At 75.3% G+C, this 15,797-nt stretch carries 11 protein-coding genes; 6 read left to right on the forward strand and 5 right to left on the reverse strand.

The annotated features are described in order from the left end of the window. The first annotated feature begins 389 nt into the window (after positions 1–389). Entirely contained in the window at positions 390–707 is a 318-nt protein-coding gene (locus CP974_RS27585) for an alpha-amylase inhibitor (RefSeq protein ID WP_223844377.1), read from the forward strand. 128 nt (positions 708–835) lie between these two features. Here the strand turns inward: CP974_RS27585 and CP974_RS27590 are convergent, their stop codons facing one another. The 4 genes from CP974_RS27590 to CP974_RS27605 all read right to left on the reverse strand — a co-directional run bounded on the left by CP974_RS27590 (position 836) and on the right by CP974_RS27605 (position 5,166). Further along, positions 836–1,039, reverse strand: coding sequence for a DUF397 domain-containing protein (locus CP974_RS27590; protein WP_031129116.1), 204 nt, complete (start codon positions 1,037–1,039; stop codon positions 836–838). Continuing rightward, positions 1,036–1,908: a helix-turn-helix domain-containing protein gene (locus CP974_RS27595; RefSeq protein ID WP_031129117.1), complete on the reverse strand. Its 873-nt coding sequence runs from the start codon at positions 1,906–1,908 to the stop codon at positions 1,036–1,038. Before CP974_RS27595 ends, CP974_RS27590 begins: the two co-directional genes overlap by 4 nt. 147 nt (positions 1,909–2,055) lie before the next feature. Then, complete coding sequence (locus CP974_RS27600; protein WP_031129118.1) at positions 2,056–4,644, reverse strand: GmrSD restriction endonuclease domain-containing protein; 2,589 nt, start codon at positions 4,642–4,644, stop codon at positions 2,056–2,058. A 129-nt stretch (positions 4,645–4,773) separates the two neighbouring features. Beyond that, a complete protein-coding gene (locus CP974_RS27605; RefSeq protein WP_031129119.1) occupies positions 4,774–5,166 on the reverse strand; it encodes a hypothetical protein in 393 nt (130 codons plus the stop codon). Between the two features lie 571 nt (positions 5,167–5,737). On the opposite strand from CP974_RS27605, the gene CP974_RS27610 reads away from it, so the two are divergent. After that, positions 5,738–7,147, forward strand: a complete 1,410-nt coding sequence (locus CP974_RS27610) for a protein-L-isoaspartate O-methyltransferase family protein (protein WP_078915365.1) — start codon at positions 5,738–5,740, stop codon at positions 7,145–7,147. A 76-nt stretch (positions 7,148–7,223) separates the two neighbouring features. Here the strand turns inward: CP974_RS27610 and CP974_RS30560 are convergent, their stop codons facing one another. After that, entirely contained in the window at positions 7,224–9,272 is a 2,049-nt protein-coding gene (locus CP974_RS30560; protein ID WP_223844376.1) for a helix-turn-helix transcriptional regulator, read from the reverse strand. Positions 9,273–9,735: 463 nt separating this feature from the next. On the opposite strand from CP974_RS30560, the gene bdeA reads away from it, so the two are divergent. The 4 genes from bdeA (at position 9,736) to CP974_RS27640 (ending at position 15,741) form a co-directional block, all read left to right on the forward strand. Continuing rightward, entirely contained in the window at positions 9,736–10,674 is a 939-nt protein-coding gene (gene bdeA, locus CP974_RS27620; protein WP_031129122.1) for a bis(hydroxyethyl) terephthalate hydrolase, read from the forward strand. Between the two features lie 532 nt (positions 10,675–11,206). Continuing rightward, the gene (locus tag CP974_RS27625) at positions 11,207–12,643 is read left to right on the forward strand and encodes a DUF1254 domain-containing protein (protein ID WP_031129123.1); all 1,437 of its coding nucleotides are present in this window, start codon (positions 11,207–11,209) and stop codon (positions 12,641–12,643) included. A 446-nt stretch (positions 12,644–13,089) separates the two neighbouring features. Next, positions 13,090–13,515, forward strand: coding sequence for an aspartate 1-decarboxylase (panD, locus tag CP974_RS27630; protein WP_031129124.1), 426 nt, complete (start codon positions 13,090–13,092; stop codon positions 13,513–13,515). An 858-nt stretch (positions 13,516–14,373) separates the two neighbouring features. Beyond that, positions 14,374–15,741: a peptidoglycan DD-metalloendopeptidase family protein gene (locus CP974_RS27640; RefSeq protein ID WP_031129126.1), complete on the forward strand. Its 1,368-nt coding sequence runs from the start codon at positions 14,374–14,376 to the stop codon at positions 15,739–15,741. Positions 15,742–15,797: the final 56 nt, after the last annotated feature.

Here is a 15,797-nt window from a genome sequence, read left to right on the forward strand (position 1 = left end):
CTCCGCGTCGGGGGACCGGCGACCCGGTCCGGCTGCGGGACGATCGCTTTCGGACGACTCGCGAACGCTCCGCCCCTCGCCTCACGTGTTCGCTTGTCGATGGCGCAGGAGGCGGTGGCAAGAGGTGGACCAGCCACTTCATCCGACGGAAACCCCACCGGACCCTGCGGTTCACCGACGGCGCCATGACGGCCCTCTCCGTCGCGCGACCCTCCTTCACCCCCCTGACCTGGCATGACATGGGAAGCGAACAGTGCCAGGCCCGTCGGGAGGCGGCCTGACGGCCGGCCGCGCTGGCTGCCGAAAAACCTCTCATGCCGAGTCGAGCCCCGCATACGCTGCCGGTGTCAGTTCGGCAAGTGAAGGGGGATCCAGTGATGAAGCGTTACATGCGTTCAACTCTTGTGGTCGGCGCGGCGGTTCTGGCCCTGGCGGCACCCGGTACGGCCGCCCACGCCGTCTCCCCGGCGAGCGCGGCGGACTCCACGGTCGCACCCGCGTGCGTGGCCTTCAGCGCGAGCTGGCGCTACACGTTCGTGACCAACGACTGCTCCACCACCCACACGGTGAGGGTCGTGTACGGCGACGGGACACAGGTTCCCTGCCGCGAGGTGGCGCCGGGAGCCACGGCGACCTTCCCGGGGTACGGGACCACGGGGAACACGGTCGAGGGCCTGGCCCTGTGCACCGAGGCCGGCGCCGCCTGACGCGATGCCGGAACGGAGGAGCGGCGCGGGGCCCGCGACCGTGACGCGCGGCCGGCGCCCGCAGCGCACGGCCCGTACGACGGGAGGCCGTGCCGCGGAGCACCGCGGCACGGCCTCCCGGCCGTCGCTCAGGTGGCGTCCCGCCCCAGGCCCGCGACGAACCCGGACCAGACGTCCGGCGCGAACACGAGCCGGGGACCGCCGCGTTCCTTGGAGTCCCGCACGTGCACGGCGACCGCGCCGGAGGCGACCTCGACGCATTCACCGCCCTCGTCACCGCTGTAGCTGCTCTTGGACCAGACCAGTCGCGCGGAATCTTGCATGGTGTTCATAGGTCTCCCAGCATCTTCTCGAGCAGGCGCAGGGATTCGCGGGGGGTGAGAGCCTGCCCTCGGATGCTGCCATGTTTCGCGGCCAGGACGCGCACCTCTTCCGGGTCGGTGACGAGGCGGCTCACATGCTGAACCTCCAGATACGCGACCTGCGGCCTGCCCTTCGGAGTGAGAAGTGTGAACGGGCCGCCCATGCCCGCGTGTTCCTCGCTGGCGGTCGGCATGACCTGGATCTCGACGTGTCGCAACAGCCCGATGCGGAGCAGCTGTTCGAGCTGTCCGCGCTGGACTTCCCGGCCGCCGAAAGGATGGCGCAGAATGCTCTCCTGGACGACGGCGCAGATGGTCGGCGGTGGCCAACGGGTCATCAACTCCTGCCGTTGCATCCTCGCGGCCACACGTTCCTCGACGGTCTCCTCGTCGAAGAAGGGCTGCCGACTGGTGAACACGGCCCGTGCGTACTCCGGGGTCTGGAACAGGCCCGGCACCGCCTGGTTGGCGAAGTAGCACAACCCGACCGCCTCCGCCTCCAACCGCGCGTAGTCCCGGAACCACTCCGGATGCCGCACCCTCCGGCGGGTCTTCGCCCGTTCCACGTCCTCCGCGGCCGACGCCAGCAGGCCGCCGCAGTCCAGCAACCGGTCGACCGCGAGCAGCAGTTCCGGCTGGGGCGTCCGTCTCGCCCGCTCGACCGACGAGATGGTCTCCTCGGCGTACCCGATCCGGTCGCCCAGCTCCTTCTGGCTCAGTCCGGCCCGCTCACGGGCGACCTTGACCTGCCGGCCCAGGGCCCGGAACAGATCCGCGACCTCGTCCGTACCGTCCGTCTCGCCGCCCGTGGGAACCCTCGCACCCGGCTGCACCGTCATGCCACACCACCACCCTGTTCCGTGTCACCGAGGGCGAACCGGCGAAGGCCCGGCGCGGTCACGGCCGTACGCCCGTACACCACCGCCCCGCGCCGGGACAGCGGCCCCGCGTACGGCCCGGACATCTGGCGGCCCGGCGGGCGGCCCTCAGGAGGCGCCGCGGGCCACCCAGCGGTCCCGGAACCACGTCAGGGTCTCCGCGAGCAGCTTCCGGTTGCCCTCCTGCGCCACCAGGGACAGCCGGATGTTGGGGCGCAGCTCCAGCTTGCCCTCCGGGATGTCGACACCTTCCAGGGCGTTGAGACGGGCGAGGAGCCCGGCGCGCAGCGCCCGGTCGGTGAACGGCTCCCGTACGGCCATGTACTGGAACACCACCTCCGCCGTGCCCCCGCGCCCGGCCCCGGGGTAGAGCGTCATGGGCCAGATGCCGCGGCCGGGACCGCCCGCCTCGCCGAGCATGAGGTAGGCGCTCGTGGTGACGTGCCCCGCGCCGTGGCCGATCCAGCCGCCCAGTTCCTCCCAGTGGGTGAAGAGCGCGCGCACGGCTTCGACCGTCCCGGGGGAGTCGTCCGCGGCGAGCTGGCGGAAGAACCGCTGGGCGCGGGTCTCCTCGCCCGGCGGCTGCGCCGCCGTCCCGTCCCACGCGGGGTCCTCGCCGTCCGTCCGGTCGTCGTCCGTGCCGGCCAGCAGCGCGGCGAGGTCGTCGGCGGTGAGCCGTTGGGCCGGGTCGGCGGCCCCGGTCGCCGTGAAGCGGACGCCGTCGCCGGCGAGCCGGGAGCGTACGTCGTCGCTCCCCGGCTCCTGGGGCGCCGTCCACCGGAAGCCGTCGGAGACCCGGCCGTCGGAGGTGAGGACGCGGTAGGCGTTGACCACCCCCGGGGTGTTGGCCAGGTGGTTGCCCACGGCCTGGGCGCCGGAGCCGAGGAACGCGGCGAGGTCGCCGTACGAGGTCCAGGTGCCGTGGGGGAGAGCGGCGAGGACCTGGTGGGCGAGCTGCCAGTCGCGACTGCGCTCCGCGCGGCCGACTCCCCGCAGCGGCGCCGGCCACAACGCGATCGCGCGGTCGGCGAGTTCGTCGGCGCGGGCCAGGATCTCCCGGACGCCCCAGCGCTCGGTGGCGGCGATCCGGCGGTTCATCTCCAGATGACTGCCGCGCAGCAGATCCTGCTTGCGGTCGAAGGGGTGGTTGGAAAGCTCCGCGTTGACCCCGGTGAGCGTCAGGTTGCCCAGGGTGTGCTGGAACCTGGCGTGCAGTTCCTCCGGGGCCTCGCCCCCGGTGGCCTCCTCGCCAAGGGCACTCAGCCAGGCGTCGCCGGGGGACTGCGGCATGACGTGCTCGATGGTGAGCTGCGCGGAGGCGAAGTCGACCGGTTCGGGGTGCTCGTAGCTCTCCTCCAGCCGCTGCAGCACCAGCTTGCGCTGCTGCCAGCGGCCGTACTGGTAGAACGGCGCGGTCCTGATCTTCTCCCGCAGTTCGGCGTCGTCGGGCCAGAAGCGGTTCTCCGAGGAGAGGAGCCGGCGCAGCCCCTCGGTGACCGGCACGTCGAGCGGGAGCTGTGCGGGCACGGCCTGGAAGATCCGGTTGAGGTTGTTGGTCGGGACTCGGCAGATCATGCGGCGGACCAGGAAGCTCTCGACGTAGGACAGGGCGCGGGCGGTCTCGGATGCGTCCAGTTCTCCGCGCTCGCGCCGGTCGAGCAGCAGCATCAGGGCGGGGTGGGTGACGGCCGCCTGCCACGCCTCGAGGCGGCTGAGCGCGGCCCGGACCGCGGGGTCGGGCTCCTCCCCGGGGTGCAGCAGCCGGCGGAAGTGGGCGCTGCGGCGGTGCAGTTCCCTGATGTACCGCTCGATCTCCTCTTCACCGGCCCCGGCGTCCTCGAAGCGCCGCTGCTGGGCGGCGTACAGGTCCTGGCGGCGGACCCGGTCGTCGCCGTCGAGTACCAGCTGCAGCCACATGAGCTGTTCCAGCTCGTCGTTGCCGAGGCTGTCCTGCAGGGGGAGCCAGTATGTCTCGTAGACGTGCTCGCCGCGCGTCCGCAGTCTCATGAAGAGGTAGTTGCGCAGCAGGTCGGCCTGGCTGAGCTTGAGGCCGGTGTTGTTGAGCGACTCGAAGATGCGGTGCACGTTGTCGCCGCGCTCGGCGGTCACCGCCACCAGCGCGAGCCGGGAGGTGATCGCCTGCTCGATGCGGAACACGTCCTGCGGGGCCGCCGGATCGTCCGCCTCGACGAGCTTCCTGCGGAAGAAGGCGTAGGCGGTGGCGATCCCGCTGCCGGGGCCCTGACCGGTCAGGGGGCCGCGGACATGGGCGGCGAACTGAGCGCGGTCCGCCTGCGTGGGCAGCAGGCGGAGGCGGTCGGCGCCGCTCTTCCACTTGTTGATCAGGTACTGCTCGTCGATTCGCTGGGCCTCGACGGGCGCGGTGTCCGCGACATGGTCGCGGATGGCGGCCAGGGCCAGGGACAGGGTGGTCAGCCGCTGCTGGCCGTCGACGACGAGCCAGCGGGGGAAGGTCGCGTCGTTCTGCGGTGACGGTGCCAGCACCACCGAGCCGAGGAAGTGCGTGCTCGCCGACCGGTCCCCCGACTCCAGCAGCAGGGCCTGCTCCAGGATGTCGTTCCAGAGCTGCTTGAGGTGCTTCTCCGTCCAGGAGTACGTCCGCTGGTAGAGCGGCACCTGGAACTGCTGGGCCCGGCCCTGCATGAGATCGGCGAACAACGTCTCCTTGGCCTGCACTTCGGCCCCCCTTGCTCCTCGGCGTCCCGGCCGATTACATCAGTCCGGCGGGCCTTCGCGCCGGAGAAGTCACGAGGATGCGCCGCCGCCCGCGGCACGGCCGCGCACCCGCCGAAGGCCGGTTCGGTGTCACCGGTGGCGGCGCAGGGTGAACCGGGCGGCGACCGGTATCCCGACGGCGGTGCCGCAGGCCAGCCAGAACAGGAGCCTGCCGGTGGGGCCGTTGACGGTCCGCAGCTCGCCGTCTGCGTGCAGGCAGAACGCGTCGGGAGGGAAGTACCGGGCGACGGGGGTCCCGACGTCGTGGCACGGCGAGGTCTCCGGGAAGAGGACGGGCTGGGCCCGCTGCGAGAGGACAGCGCCGAGGATCACCACCGCCCACACGGACGTCACCCACACCGCCGTCGCCCCCATGGCGAGCTCGCCGGCGGGGAGCCGCAGCCGCCGGCCCAGCGTCCAGAGCCCGACGGTGGGCAGCACGAAGAGGGCGAGTGCGACGGCCGACAAGAGCAGGCCGGTCATTCCTGTGCTCCTTGGGTACGACGGCCCCGGTGCGGGGCAGAGGGGTCTCTGGGCGGGCGGTGGGGGCGGTGTGCGCGGGTGTACGTGTGCGCCGGGCGGGTGCGCCGGACGGGTGCGCCGCGGTGTGTGGTCCGCTGTGTGGACGCGCGGGCCGCGCACCTGGTTGCACCCCCTCCCCGCCCCGCGCCGCCCCGGCCTTCGGCCGCTCGCCGCCGCCTCGGTGCCCGGGGCCGCGCGGGCCCTGCCTCGACCGGGCGCCTCCATCGCCACGCGGACCGTCCCGACGGACCCCGCCCAGCCGCAGCCGCCGTCCCGGGCCGGGCCCGCGACGCGTCACCCCGCGCGCCCCCGGCTTCCGCGCGTGCGCCCTGCCGCCCGGCCCGCGGGGCTCGTACGGTGGGCGACGGACGGGTGAGGCGCATCGAGGGGGAAGGCGGTCGCGGGTGGAGCACCAGGCCGAGGGCAAGCACCGGTCGCCGATCGGAGACGACGGGCACCAGCCGAACCGCCCCGTGCCGCCCCCGCCGCCTCCCGCGCCCGCGCCGGTGCCGGAGCGGAAGTAGCGGCCCACATGACCGTCGGCGGCCCCGCGCGGGGACGGACCGGCTCCGCTCCGGTCGACACGGACCTCGGACCGGGGCGGGTCGGCACGCCCCCGGCCGACGCGGGCCCCGTGCCAGGGCGGATCGGCACGCCTCGGGGCGGCGCGGGACCCGCGTCGGGGCGGGCGAGCACCGCTCCGGCCGACGCGGTCCCCGCGCCGGGGCGGCCCGGTGCGGCGGCGCCCCTCGGCACCCGCCCTCCGGCGGGGCGTGGAGGCCCCGCCCCGGTCGACGCGCTCCTGGCAGCGCTCGCCGGGCACCTGGGCCGGCCGCTGCCCGCGCGGTACGAGGCGGCGGTGCGCGCGGTGCCGCGGCACCTCTTCCTCCCCGACCGGCTGTGGCTGCGCGACGGCGCCGGCGGCTACGCCCCCTGCGACCGCGCCACGGACCCCGGCGGATGGATGCGGGCCGCGTACGCCGACACCACGCTCGTCACCCGGTTCACGGACGGCCTGCCGTCCTCCGCCGCCTCCATGCCCTCCATGGTCCTGCGCACCCTGCTGCTCGCGGACCCGGCTCCCCACCACCGGATCCTGGAGCTCGGTACCGGGACGGGCTTCAACGCGGCCCTCCTCGCCGTGCTCGCCGGCGACGGCCGCGTCACGTCCGTCGAACTGCACCCCGGACTCGCCGGGCGGGCCGTGGCCGGCCTCCGGGCCGCCGGGCGCGATCCGCTGGTCGTCACGGCGGACGCGGCCGGGGGCTGGGCGCCCGGCAGCCCGTACGACAGGATCGTCGCCACCTTCTCCGTCGACCGCGTCCCGCCCGCCTGGCTGCGGCAGGCCCGCGAGGGCGGGCGGATCGTCACGCCGTGGACGTCGTCCTGGTGCTCGTACGGCACCCTCGGTCTCGACGTCCGCCCCGGCGGCGCGGCGCTGGGCCGCTTCCACGCGTTCGCGTCCTTCATGCCGATGCGCACCCCGGGCGGCGGCTCCGCGCACCCGGCCGGGGAGCGCCCGGCCGCCCTGCCCGACTCCACCGGCGGGACGGCCATGACCCGCCTTTCGCCCTGGTCGGTCGCCGGCGGCGACCTGGACGCGGAGTTCCACATCGGGCTGAGCGTCCCCGGTGCCTCCTTCGCCTGGGACACCAGCGGCGAACACGCGCACACCCGCCTCCTCGTCCGCGAGGCCGACGGCCCGTCGTGGGCGGCCGTCGACCACGACGGCCGGGACGCCGCACGCTTCGCCGTCACCCAGGCCGGCCCGCGCGCCCTGTGGGACGAGGTCGCGGCGGCGTACCGGCTCTGGGACGGACTCGGCCGGCCCGCGGTCGGCCGCTACCGCCTGACGGCCGACGCCGACGGGACGCAGACCGTGTGGATCACCGTCGAGGGCTCCCGCGCGGTCCCGGTACGGACGCTCCCCGCCGCCCTGTGAGCGACGCGTCGCGCACGGGGGAGGCGGCGCGGGGCCGGGTGGACGCCCCGGCCGTGCGTGGCCGCCGTCTCCCGTCTCAGGCCCGGTCCCCGCCGGCGGCGGTCCGTTCCGTACGGTCGCCGTTCATCAGCAGCGCCAGCTCGACCCGCGAGCGGACGCCCAACCGGCTGAAGACGTTGCGCAGGTGGTGGTCCACGGTGCGCGGGCTGAGCGACAGCCGCGTGGCCACCTCGCGGTTGGTGGCGCCCGACGCCACGAGCGCCGCCACGCGCTGCTGCTGCGGAGTCAGCCGGCCCAGAGCGTCGGCGTCCTCGTCGAGGGCGCTCTCCCCGGCGGCCCGCAGTTCGGACTGCGTGCGCCTCTCCCACAGCAGGGCGCCGCAGCGTTCGAAGCCGACGAGGGCGGCGCGCAGCTGGTGCCGGGCCTCCAGGGGCCTGCGCCTTCGGCGCAGCCACATGCCGTACGACAGGAACGTGCGGGCGTGCTCGAACTGGCCGTCGGCGGCCTCGTGCTCCTCCAGGGCCCTGCGGTACAGCGCGTCGCAGTCCTCCTCCCGCGCCGTCAGGGCCCGCAGGCGGGTCAGCTGGGCCCTGGCCTGCGGATCGGCGCCCAGGGCGGCCCACTCGGCGTACAGGTCGACCATGCCGGTGACGTCCTCGTCCAGCCCCGCCAGGACCGTCGCCTCCACGAGGCACGGCACCGCGAGCATCCACAGGCCGAAGTGCCCGCGCCGGGGGCCCGGCCGGAGCAGCGGCCCGAGCCGGACCGCGGCCTGTCCGGCCCGCCCCTGCCCCAGATCGGCGCGGGCGCGCGCCCACTCCGCCAGGGTGCTCACCTGGAGCAGTCCGTGCGGCCGGGCGACCGACAGGGCGGCCTCGGCGTGGTGCTCGGTGGCGGAGTCGGCGCCCACCAGGGAGCAGACCAGCGCCAGCAGGGCGTGGTGCTGCGCGCCGAGGTTGCGCTGACCGAGCCGGCGGGCGGCGCGCAGACCCTCCTCGGCGTGGGCGCGGGCCTGGTGGTGGAGCCCGGCGCGCAGTTCCGCGTACGCCAGGTACTCCAGGATGCGGGCGGTCGGCCCGCCCTGGGCGCCGGCGGCCGCCAGGGCGCGGCCGAGCAGGCGCCGCGCCGCGGTGAGGTCGCCCAGCACCAGGGCCGCGCGGCCCGCGTACAGCAGGGTGTCCGGCCGCTGGGTCCGCGCCGCGGCGGCGAGCAGCGGTCCCATCTCCCGCGCCGCACGGGCGAAGTCGGTCAGGACGACGTGGCGCATGCCCGCCCGGAAGGCACCCCACGGCGCCGCCGCGACATCCGGGCTCACGGCTCCCGGCCCCATGGCTCCCGGCCCCATGGCTCCCGGCCCCATGGCTCCCGGCCCCATGGCTCCCGGGCTCACGGCTCCTGGGCCCAGGGCTCCCGGCCCCAGGGCTCCCGCGCTCACGGCCTCCGGCTCCACGGCTCCCGGGCTCACGGCTCCTGGGCCCAGGGCTCCCGGCCCCAGGGCTCCCGCGCTCACGGCCTCCGGCTCCGCGGCTCCCGGGCTCACGGCTCCCGGGCCCACCGCCCCCGCGCCCACGGCGCCTTGGCCCACGACATCCCCGTCCGCGGCGTCCGCGGCGTCCGCGAAGCCCGCGCCCCCGCCCGCCGCGGCGCCGGGCTCCCGAGCGCCGGTGCCCGCGGCGCGTCCGGAGGGCAGCGGCGGCGTACCGACCGCACCCCGTTCGAAGAGGCCGGCGGGGCGCCCGCCGGGTCCTCCGGCGGGGCGCTCCAGCGTCTGGAGGTACGCCGTGAGGTCGCCGGCCGCCCAGGCCGCCTCCGCCGCCGCCGCGAGGGCCTGCTCCGCGCCCCCCACGTCGTGCGGCCCGAACGCCTCGGCGGCGAGCAGCAGGGTCTGGTGGGCGTCGGCCACGGGGCCGTCGCCCAGCAGGATCAGCCCCCGCAGAAGCTGCGCCCGCGCGCGGAGCGCGTCGTCGTCACCGGCCGTGCCGTGGGCGGCCGCGAGGAGGGCGAGGGCCCGGCGGGTCCGCCCGCCCAGGCGGGCGCGCTCGGCGGCCCTCAACAGCTGCGGAGCCCGGCCGCCGATCAGCCGCGCGGCCTCGTCGCCGACCGCGCCGGCCGTCTGCTCGTCCACGTCCAATGCCGCTCCCCGTCGTGCGCTGTTCCGGAGCGGCACGCCCGATCCGCTGCCACCCCGCGTGAACCGGGTGGCGAACCGCGCGGAATCACGCTGCTCCGGGCAGCCGATTATCGGACACATCGGGGAGGCAGCCCAGAGGGGAGCGGCCACGACCCGCTCGGCGCGGGCCGGGAGACCGGTGATTCCACCGATGCGCGGGCGACGACGCCGCTCCTACGCTGAGCGCGGCCGACGTCCCGGGCAGGTCCCGGGAGCCGGCCGCACGGCGTCCGGCCGGGAGCGTTCCGCGCTCCGGGAGCCCCACACCGCACGGACGCACACGACCCCCGATCCACCGTCCTCCTCGACCTCCGGGGGCAGGGCCCCGGCCGACGGCACCCGCCGGAAGCCGGTGGGCGCCCACGTCCGGGCGCGCCGCACACCCGCCGCCGGGAGGCGAGGCGAGAGGAAGACGCTCATGCAGGCATCCCCCCACACCTCCGCGTCCACACCCGGCGGCGGACCCGCGCGGCACCGCCGCCGTTCCCGCGGCCCGCTCCTGGGCGTCCTCGCCTCCGCGGCGGCGCTGGCCGGCCTGGCGACCACGCTCGCCGGCGGCGCGAACGCCGCCGAGAACCCCTACGAGCGCGGCCCGGCCCCCACCGAGTCCAGCGTGACGGCCCCACGCGGCACGTACGCCGTCTCCGAGACCAGCGTCTCCCGGTACAGCGTGTCCGGGTTCGGCGGTGGCACGATCTACTACCCCACCAGCACCGCCGACGGCACCTTCGGCGCCGTGGCCATCGCTCCCGGATACACCGCGCTCCAGTCCTCGATCGCCTGGCTGGGCCCGCGGCTCGCCTCCCAGGGCTTCGTGGTGTTCACCATCGACACCAGGACCACCTCCGACCAGCCGGCCTCCCGCGGCGACCAGCTGCTGGCCGCGCTCGACTACCTCACGAAGTCCAGCAGCGTCCGCGGCAGGGTGGACGGCACGCGGCTCGGGGTCATGGGCCACTCGATGGGCGGCGGAGGCACGCTGGAGGCCGCCAAGGACCGGCCCTCGCTCAAGGCCGCCATCCCGCTCACCGGGTGGAACCTGGACAAGAGCTGGCCCGAGATCAAGACGCCCACCCTCGTCGTGGGGGCCGACAGCGACACCATCGCCCCGGTCCGCTCGCACTCCGAGCCGTTCTACGAGAGCCTGCCGTCCTCGCTGGACCGGGCGTACCTGGAGCTGAACAACGCCGGCCACTTCGCCCCGAACACGTCGAACACGACGATCGCGAAGTACAGCATCAGCTGGCTGAAGCGGTTCATCGACGACGACACCCGCTACGAGCAGTTCCTGTGCCCCCTGCCGAAGCCGAGCCTGACGATCGCGGAGTACCGGGGCAACTGCCCCCACACCTCCTGACCGCCACCGCCCGCCGGCCCCCCGCCTTCCGTGCGGAGCGGCCGGCCGGCGGGCGGCGCGCCCGCCGGCTCGCAGGCGACCGGCCCTGACGCCGCCCGCCGCGAGCCGAGCCGAGCCGAGCCGCGTACCGCGCGGCTCCCAAGGCCCTCCGATGGCCTAGGTGCGGTGGTGGTCCGTGAGGGGTGGCGCCCATGGTCGGAGTGACGGCCCTCCCACGGACGGAGCGACCCCTTGCAGCAGACCGCACGGACCGCACCACGGCCCACCACGGGTCATGGAGTCGATCCCCGACTCCGGAGCGGGCCGACAAGGGTGAGCCCCGCGAACCGGACGAGCGAGGACGGAGGCTCCGCGGCCGGCGGCGGCTCGTCCGCTCGGGCGGCGGACGCGTCCTCATGCGGGCGATCCGCGAGGACCCCCGGGGCCCTGCGGGGAAGCGTGAGCGCTCCCGCCCACCGGACTCCGCCCCTCGGGACGGCGCACTGAGCCGGAGGACCGTCCCGACGGAACGGCCAGACCAGGAGGAGACGCGATGCCCCGAGTGAGCGACGGTGCCGCCCCCGGCACGTCGGCCGAGACCCTTGCCTCCATCAGCGTCCCGGACCGGTTGGAGACGGTCTTCGGCGCGATGGACTTCTTCGACGGCCTGCCGCTGCCCGACACGGTCACCCGCGGCTACGACACGCTCGACCTGCTCCGCGGCATCGAGGTGTTCCTCGACTGCGTGCCCGGCGCCTCGATGGTGGCGATGCGCCGCGGACTGCGGGAGGTCGGCATCGACTCCCACACCATCGGTTTCGCGGCCCCGCGCTGCAGCTCGGCGCCGAGGGTGCTCACGGCGAACACGGAGACGACGTACGGCATGACCTTCCTGGCGCTGGACCAGGACGGGCCCACCGTGATCGAGGTGCCGGGCGACTCGCTGTGCTTCGTCAACGACCTGTGGCAGCGCTACGTCACCGACATGGGCATCGCCGGACCCGACCGGGGCAAGGGCGGCAAGTACCTCTTCCTGCCCCCGGGCCACGAGGGCGACGTCCCGGACGGGTACCACGTCGTGCGCCCGGCGACCTACGGCTCCTGGGTGCTGCTGCGCGCGCTTGGCCGTGAGCAGAGCCTGCTCACGGCACGCATCTACCCGCTGTCCGCCGCGGCGGACCCGCCCGAGCAGCGCTTCGTCAACTGGGCGGAGGCCGACTTCAACACCGTCCACGCCAACGACTTCTCGTTCTACGAGGAGATCGACACCCTCGCCCAGCAGGAGCCGCCCGCAGCGCTCGACCCCGAGCGGGCCGGACTGCTCGCCGCGATCGGCATCGTGCCCGGCAGGCCGTTCCGGCCGGACGACCGCATGCGCTCGATCCTCGACACCGCCGCCAGGACGGCGTCGGGCATCGTGCGCTCGCTGGCCTTCAAGCCGCGCGACCCGAGCTTCTACCTCTATCCCGGCCGCTCGTCGTGGAAGACCCCGTGGCCGTCACACAGCCACGCGTTCCTCTCCCCGGAGGGCGCCCGGCTGCTGGACGCCCGGGCGGTCTTCCACTACGTCGGTGCGGGCACCTCCCCGGCGATGGCGGCGGCCCCCGTGGGGGCCGGCTCGCAGTACGCCTACACGGCGGAGGACTCCACCGGCGCATGGCTGGACGGCGCGCGGCACTACACGCTCACGCTGCCCCGCGGCATCCCGGCGAAGAACTTCTGGGCCGTCAACGTCTACGACCCCCAGACCCGCTCGCTGCTGCGCACCGACGACCCGTATCCGAGCGTGAACAGCCTGTCGGGCGCCGTCCGTCCCGAGGACGACGGCGACACGGTCGTCCACTTCGGCCCGACGGCGCCCGAGGGACGGGAGGGCAACTGGGTGCGGACCGTTCCCGGCAAGGGGTGGTTCGTCATGCTCCGTCTCTACGGTCCGCTCGAGAGCTGGTACGACCAGAGCTGGCGTCCCGGCGAGATCGAACCGGCGTGAGGTCCGTCGCCCCTGCAGGCCGGTGGCGGGTCCCCGGCTCCGCCCGCTCGGCGGGTCTTCCCCGGACAGCACCGGTGACGCCTTCCCGGCCGTGCGAGAAAGCGGGCCCGGGACGACAGGGTCGGCGCCCCTCGGGCGGCCACCTGAAGCGGGACGAGGCTGCTTCCGGCTCCTGACCGCCGCCCGGGACCGCCGGAGTGACGGTGATCACGGTCACCCGGCGCAGGGCGCTGCGTAGGCTTGTGCAGTCGTCGCGGTGGGGAACAGGAGGACGGGCGAAGCTCCCCTGCGAGCACCTGGCGATGTGTCGGAGGAGTCGGCAATGGTCAGCACGGGTCTGGGAGAACCTGGGGGAAGCTGCCCGGGACGCGACTCGTTGTAGGGTAGGAGAACCGCCCTTGACCTGCACAAACGCAGGCAGGGAGCCTATGTTCGGGAGTACCTCGATGATGCGTACCATGTTCAAGTCCAAGATCCACCGGGCCACCGTGACGCAGGCCGATCTCCACTATGTGGGGTCCGTCACCATCGACGCGGATCTGATGGACGCCGCCGACCTGCTGCCCGGCGAGCTCGTGCACATCGTCGACATCGACAACGGCGCCCGGCTGGAGACGTACGTCATCGAGGGCGAGCGCGGGTCCGGGGTCATCGGGATCAACGGCGCCGCCGCGCATCTCGTCCACCCCGGCGACCTGGTCATCCTCATCAGCTACGCCCAGGTCGACGACGCCGAGGCGCGCGCCCTCGTGCCGCGCGTCGTCCACGTCGACGCGGACAACCGGATCGTCGAGCTCGGCTCCGACGCCTCCGCCCCCGTCCCCGGCACCGACACCGCGCGCAGCCCCCACGCCGTGCCCGCCGCCCGCTGATCGGGCGCCCTCCCCCGCGGGGGAGGGGCCCGGAGCGCCGGCGGGATCCCGCGTGCCCGGCAAGGCATGGTCACCGTCTGCCGGGGAACACGGCGCGCGAGACCCTCGACAGGGAGGGACGCCGTTCCGCAGGGAGAGGCCATGACCGAGCCCCGACCCGACCCCGTGCCGCCCATGCCCGACCCGGCGCCCGTTCCGGAGCCGCCCGCCCCGGAACCGCCCGTGCCCGCGCCCGGACCCGGTCCCGTGCCGGCTCCGCCGCCGCACCCGGCCCCCGGGCCGGTGCCCACCCCGGAGCCCGTACCGAAGCCGCCCGGCCCCGACCCGGTGCCCGACCCCGATCCGGCCCCCGGCCCCCTGAGCTGAGCGAGCCGCGCCGCGCTGCGGACCCCGAGCCCCCGGAGCCGATCGCCCGGGCACACCGGAGCCCTCGGCCGCCGAGTCGTGCCGCCGTACCGTCCGGGCCCCGGCCCGCCGGGTCCGGGCGGCCCCGGCGGGCCCGGCTTCGTGGCGGCGCGGGGTGCGGCCCGCCCGGCGCGGAAGCGGCCCGCACGCCCCAGGCGCCCGGCGCACCGGCACGGCCGGCCCGCACCCGGCGCCGCCGCCCGGCGTACGAGTGCCGTCCCGGCCTCACCGGTACGAAGGGCCCGCCCCTGGCACGGCGCGCGGGCGGCGGGCGCGTCGTGCGGGCGTTCCCGTGGGGTGGTACGGGCTCCGCCGCGCTCCCGCCCCGCCGTGCGGCTGCCGACCACGTACGGGGCGGTCCGCGCCCCCTGCGCTCTGTGCGCCCCCTTGTCACGCCCTGGCGCCCGCCTCTAGGTTGGGCGGCTGCTGACCTGTGCACAGGGGGGTACCGCCATGGCCGTTCGGGGACGACACCGTCGGCAGCAGCCGAGCCGTCTCAACCGCGCCTCGTTAACCGTCACGATCGGCAGCGCGCTGCCGCTGATCGGCGCCGGTACCGCCCACGCCGCGTCCGTCGACGTCTGGGAGAAGGTCGCCGCCTGCGAGTCCACCAGCCGCTGGCACACCAACACCGGCAACGGCCACTACGGCGGGCTCCAGTTCACCCAGGCCACCTGGGAGGCGTACGGGGGAACGCGCCACGCGCCCCGCGCCGACCTGGCCACCAAGGACCAGCAGATCGCCGTCGCCGAGAAGGTGCTCAAGGGCCAGGGGCCCCGCGCCTGGCCGACCTGCTCCGAACGGGCCGGACTGGCCCGCGGCGGCGAGGCACCGGCCGTCCAGGCCGCCACCACGCGAAGCGACCGCGCCGAACGCGACCAGCGGCCCGCCACGCCGACCACCATCCCCAACCAGCGCCGCGAGAGCTACACCGTCGCCCGCGGCGACACGCTCACCGGCATCGCCGCCGACGAGGGCGTGCCGGGCGGTTGGAAGCGGCTGTACGCGCAGAACCGCTCCGTCATCGGCGAGGACCCGGACCTGATCTTCCCCGGCCAGCGCCTCACGCTGCGCGCCGCCGCCCCGGCCAAGCCGAAGCCCGGCACCGGACCCTCCACCAAGGCCCCGGACCGGCCGCACACCACGACGAAGCCGCCCTCCGGCACCCGGCCGCAGGCCAAGCCGGACACCGACGCCGGGCAGTGGCAGGCCGAGACCAAGAGACCGGCCGCCAAGCCGCAGGCCGAGCCCCGCACCCAGCCCGTCGCCCGGCCCCGGCCCCAGCCGGCGGCCAAGCCGAAGCCCCAGCCCGTCGCGAAACCCCGCACCCAGCCCGTGGCCAAGCCGAAGCCGCAGCCGCGTCCCGCGGCCGAGCCGAAGCCGCAGACCCGGCCCGCGGCCGCCAAGCCGCGCTCCGGCGGCCTCAGCGCTCCCGTCGACTCGGCGCCCGGCACCCGGTACGGCAAGCCCGGATCCTCCTGGTCCTCGGGCTACCACACGGGCGTCGACTTCCCCGTCCCCACCGGCACCTCCGTCAAGGCCGTCTCCTCCGGCCGGGTCGTCTCCGCCGGGTGGGCGGGGTCGTACGGGTACCAGGTCGTCATCCGGCACGACGACGGCAAGTACAGCCAGTACGCCCACCTGTCGGCGCTCACCGTCCGCGCGGGGCAGACCGTCAGCGCCGGACAGCGCATCGCCCGGTCCGGCTCCACCGGCAACAGCACCGGCCCCCACCTGCACTTCGAGGTGCGCACCGGCCCCGGATACGGCTCCGACATCGACCCGCTGTCCTATCTCCGCAGGGGCGGCGTCGACCTCTGACGGCGCCCCCGCCGCCCCTGTGGGCCGCATGGTCCCGCCCGGCCGCGCACCGCTAC

The sequence above is a fragment of the Streptomyces fradiae ATCC 10745 = DSM 40063 genome (genome assembly GCF_008704425.1).
GTDB lineage: Bacteria > Actinomycetota > Actinomycetes > Streptomycetales > Streptomycetaceae > Streptomyces > Streptomyces fradiae.

What these genes read in the sequence shown, in the direction of transcription:
- CP974_RS27585 (WP_223844377.1), top strand. Translation starts at nt 390, where the DNA reads ATGCGTTCAACTCTTGTGGTCGGCGCGGCGGTTCTGGCCCTGGCGGCA.
- CP974_RS27590 (WP_031129116.1), bottom strand. Translation starts at nt 1,039, where the DNA reads ATGAACACCATGCAAGATTCCGCGCGACTGGTCTGGTCCAAGAGCAGC.
- CP974_RS27595 (WP_031129117.1), bottom strand. Translation starts at nt 1,908, where the DNA reads ATGACGGTGCAGCCGGGTGCGAGGGTTCCCACGGGCGGCGAGACGGAC.
- CP974_RS27605 (WP_031129119.1), bottom strand. Translation starts at nt 5,166, where the DNA reads ATGACCGGCCTGCTCTTGTCGGCCGTCGCACTCGCCCTCTTCGTGCTG.
- CP974_RS27610 (WP_078915365.1), top strand. Translation starts at nt 5,738, where the DNA reads ATGACCGTCGGCGGCCCCGCGCGGGGACGGACCGGCTCCGCTCCGGTC.
- bdeA (WP_031129122.1), top strand. Translation starts at nt 9,736, where the DNA reads ATGCAGGCATCCCCCCACACCTCCGCGTCCACACCCGGCGGCGGACCC.
- CP974_RS27625 (WP_031129123.1), top strand. Translation starts at nt 11,207, where the DNA reads ATGCCCCGAGTGAGCGACGGTGCCGCCCCCGGCACGTCGGCCGAGACC.
- panD (WP_031129124.1), top strand. Translation starts at nt 13,090, where the DNA reads ATGATGCGTACCATGTTCAAGTCCAAGATCCACCGGGCCACCGTGACG.
- CP974_RS27640 (WP_031129126.1), top strand. Translation starts at nt 14,374, where the DNA reads ATGGCCGTTCGGGGACGACACCGTCGGCAGCAGCCGAGCCGTCTCAAC.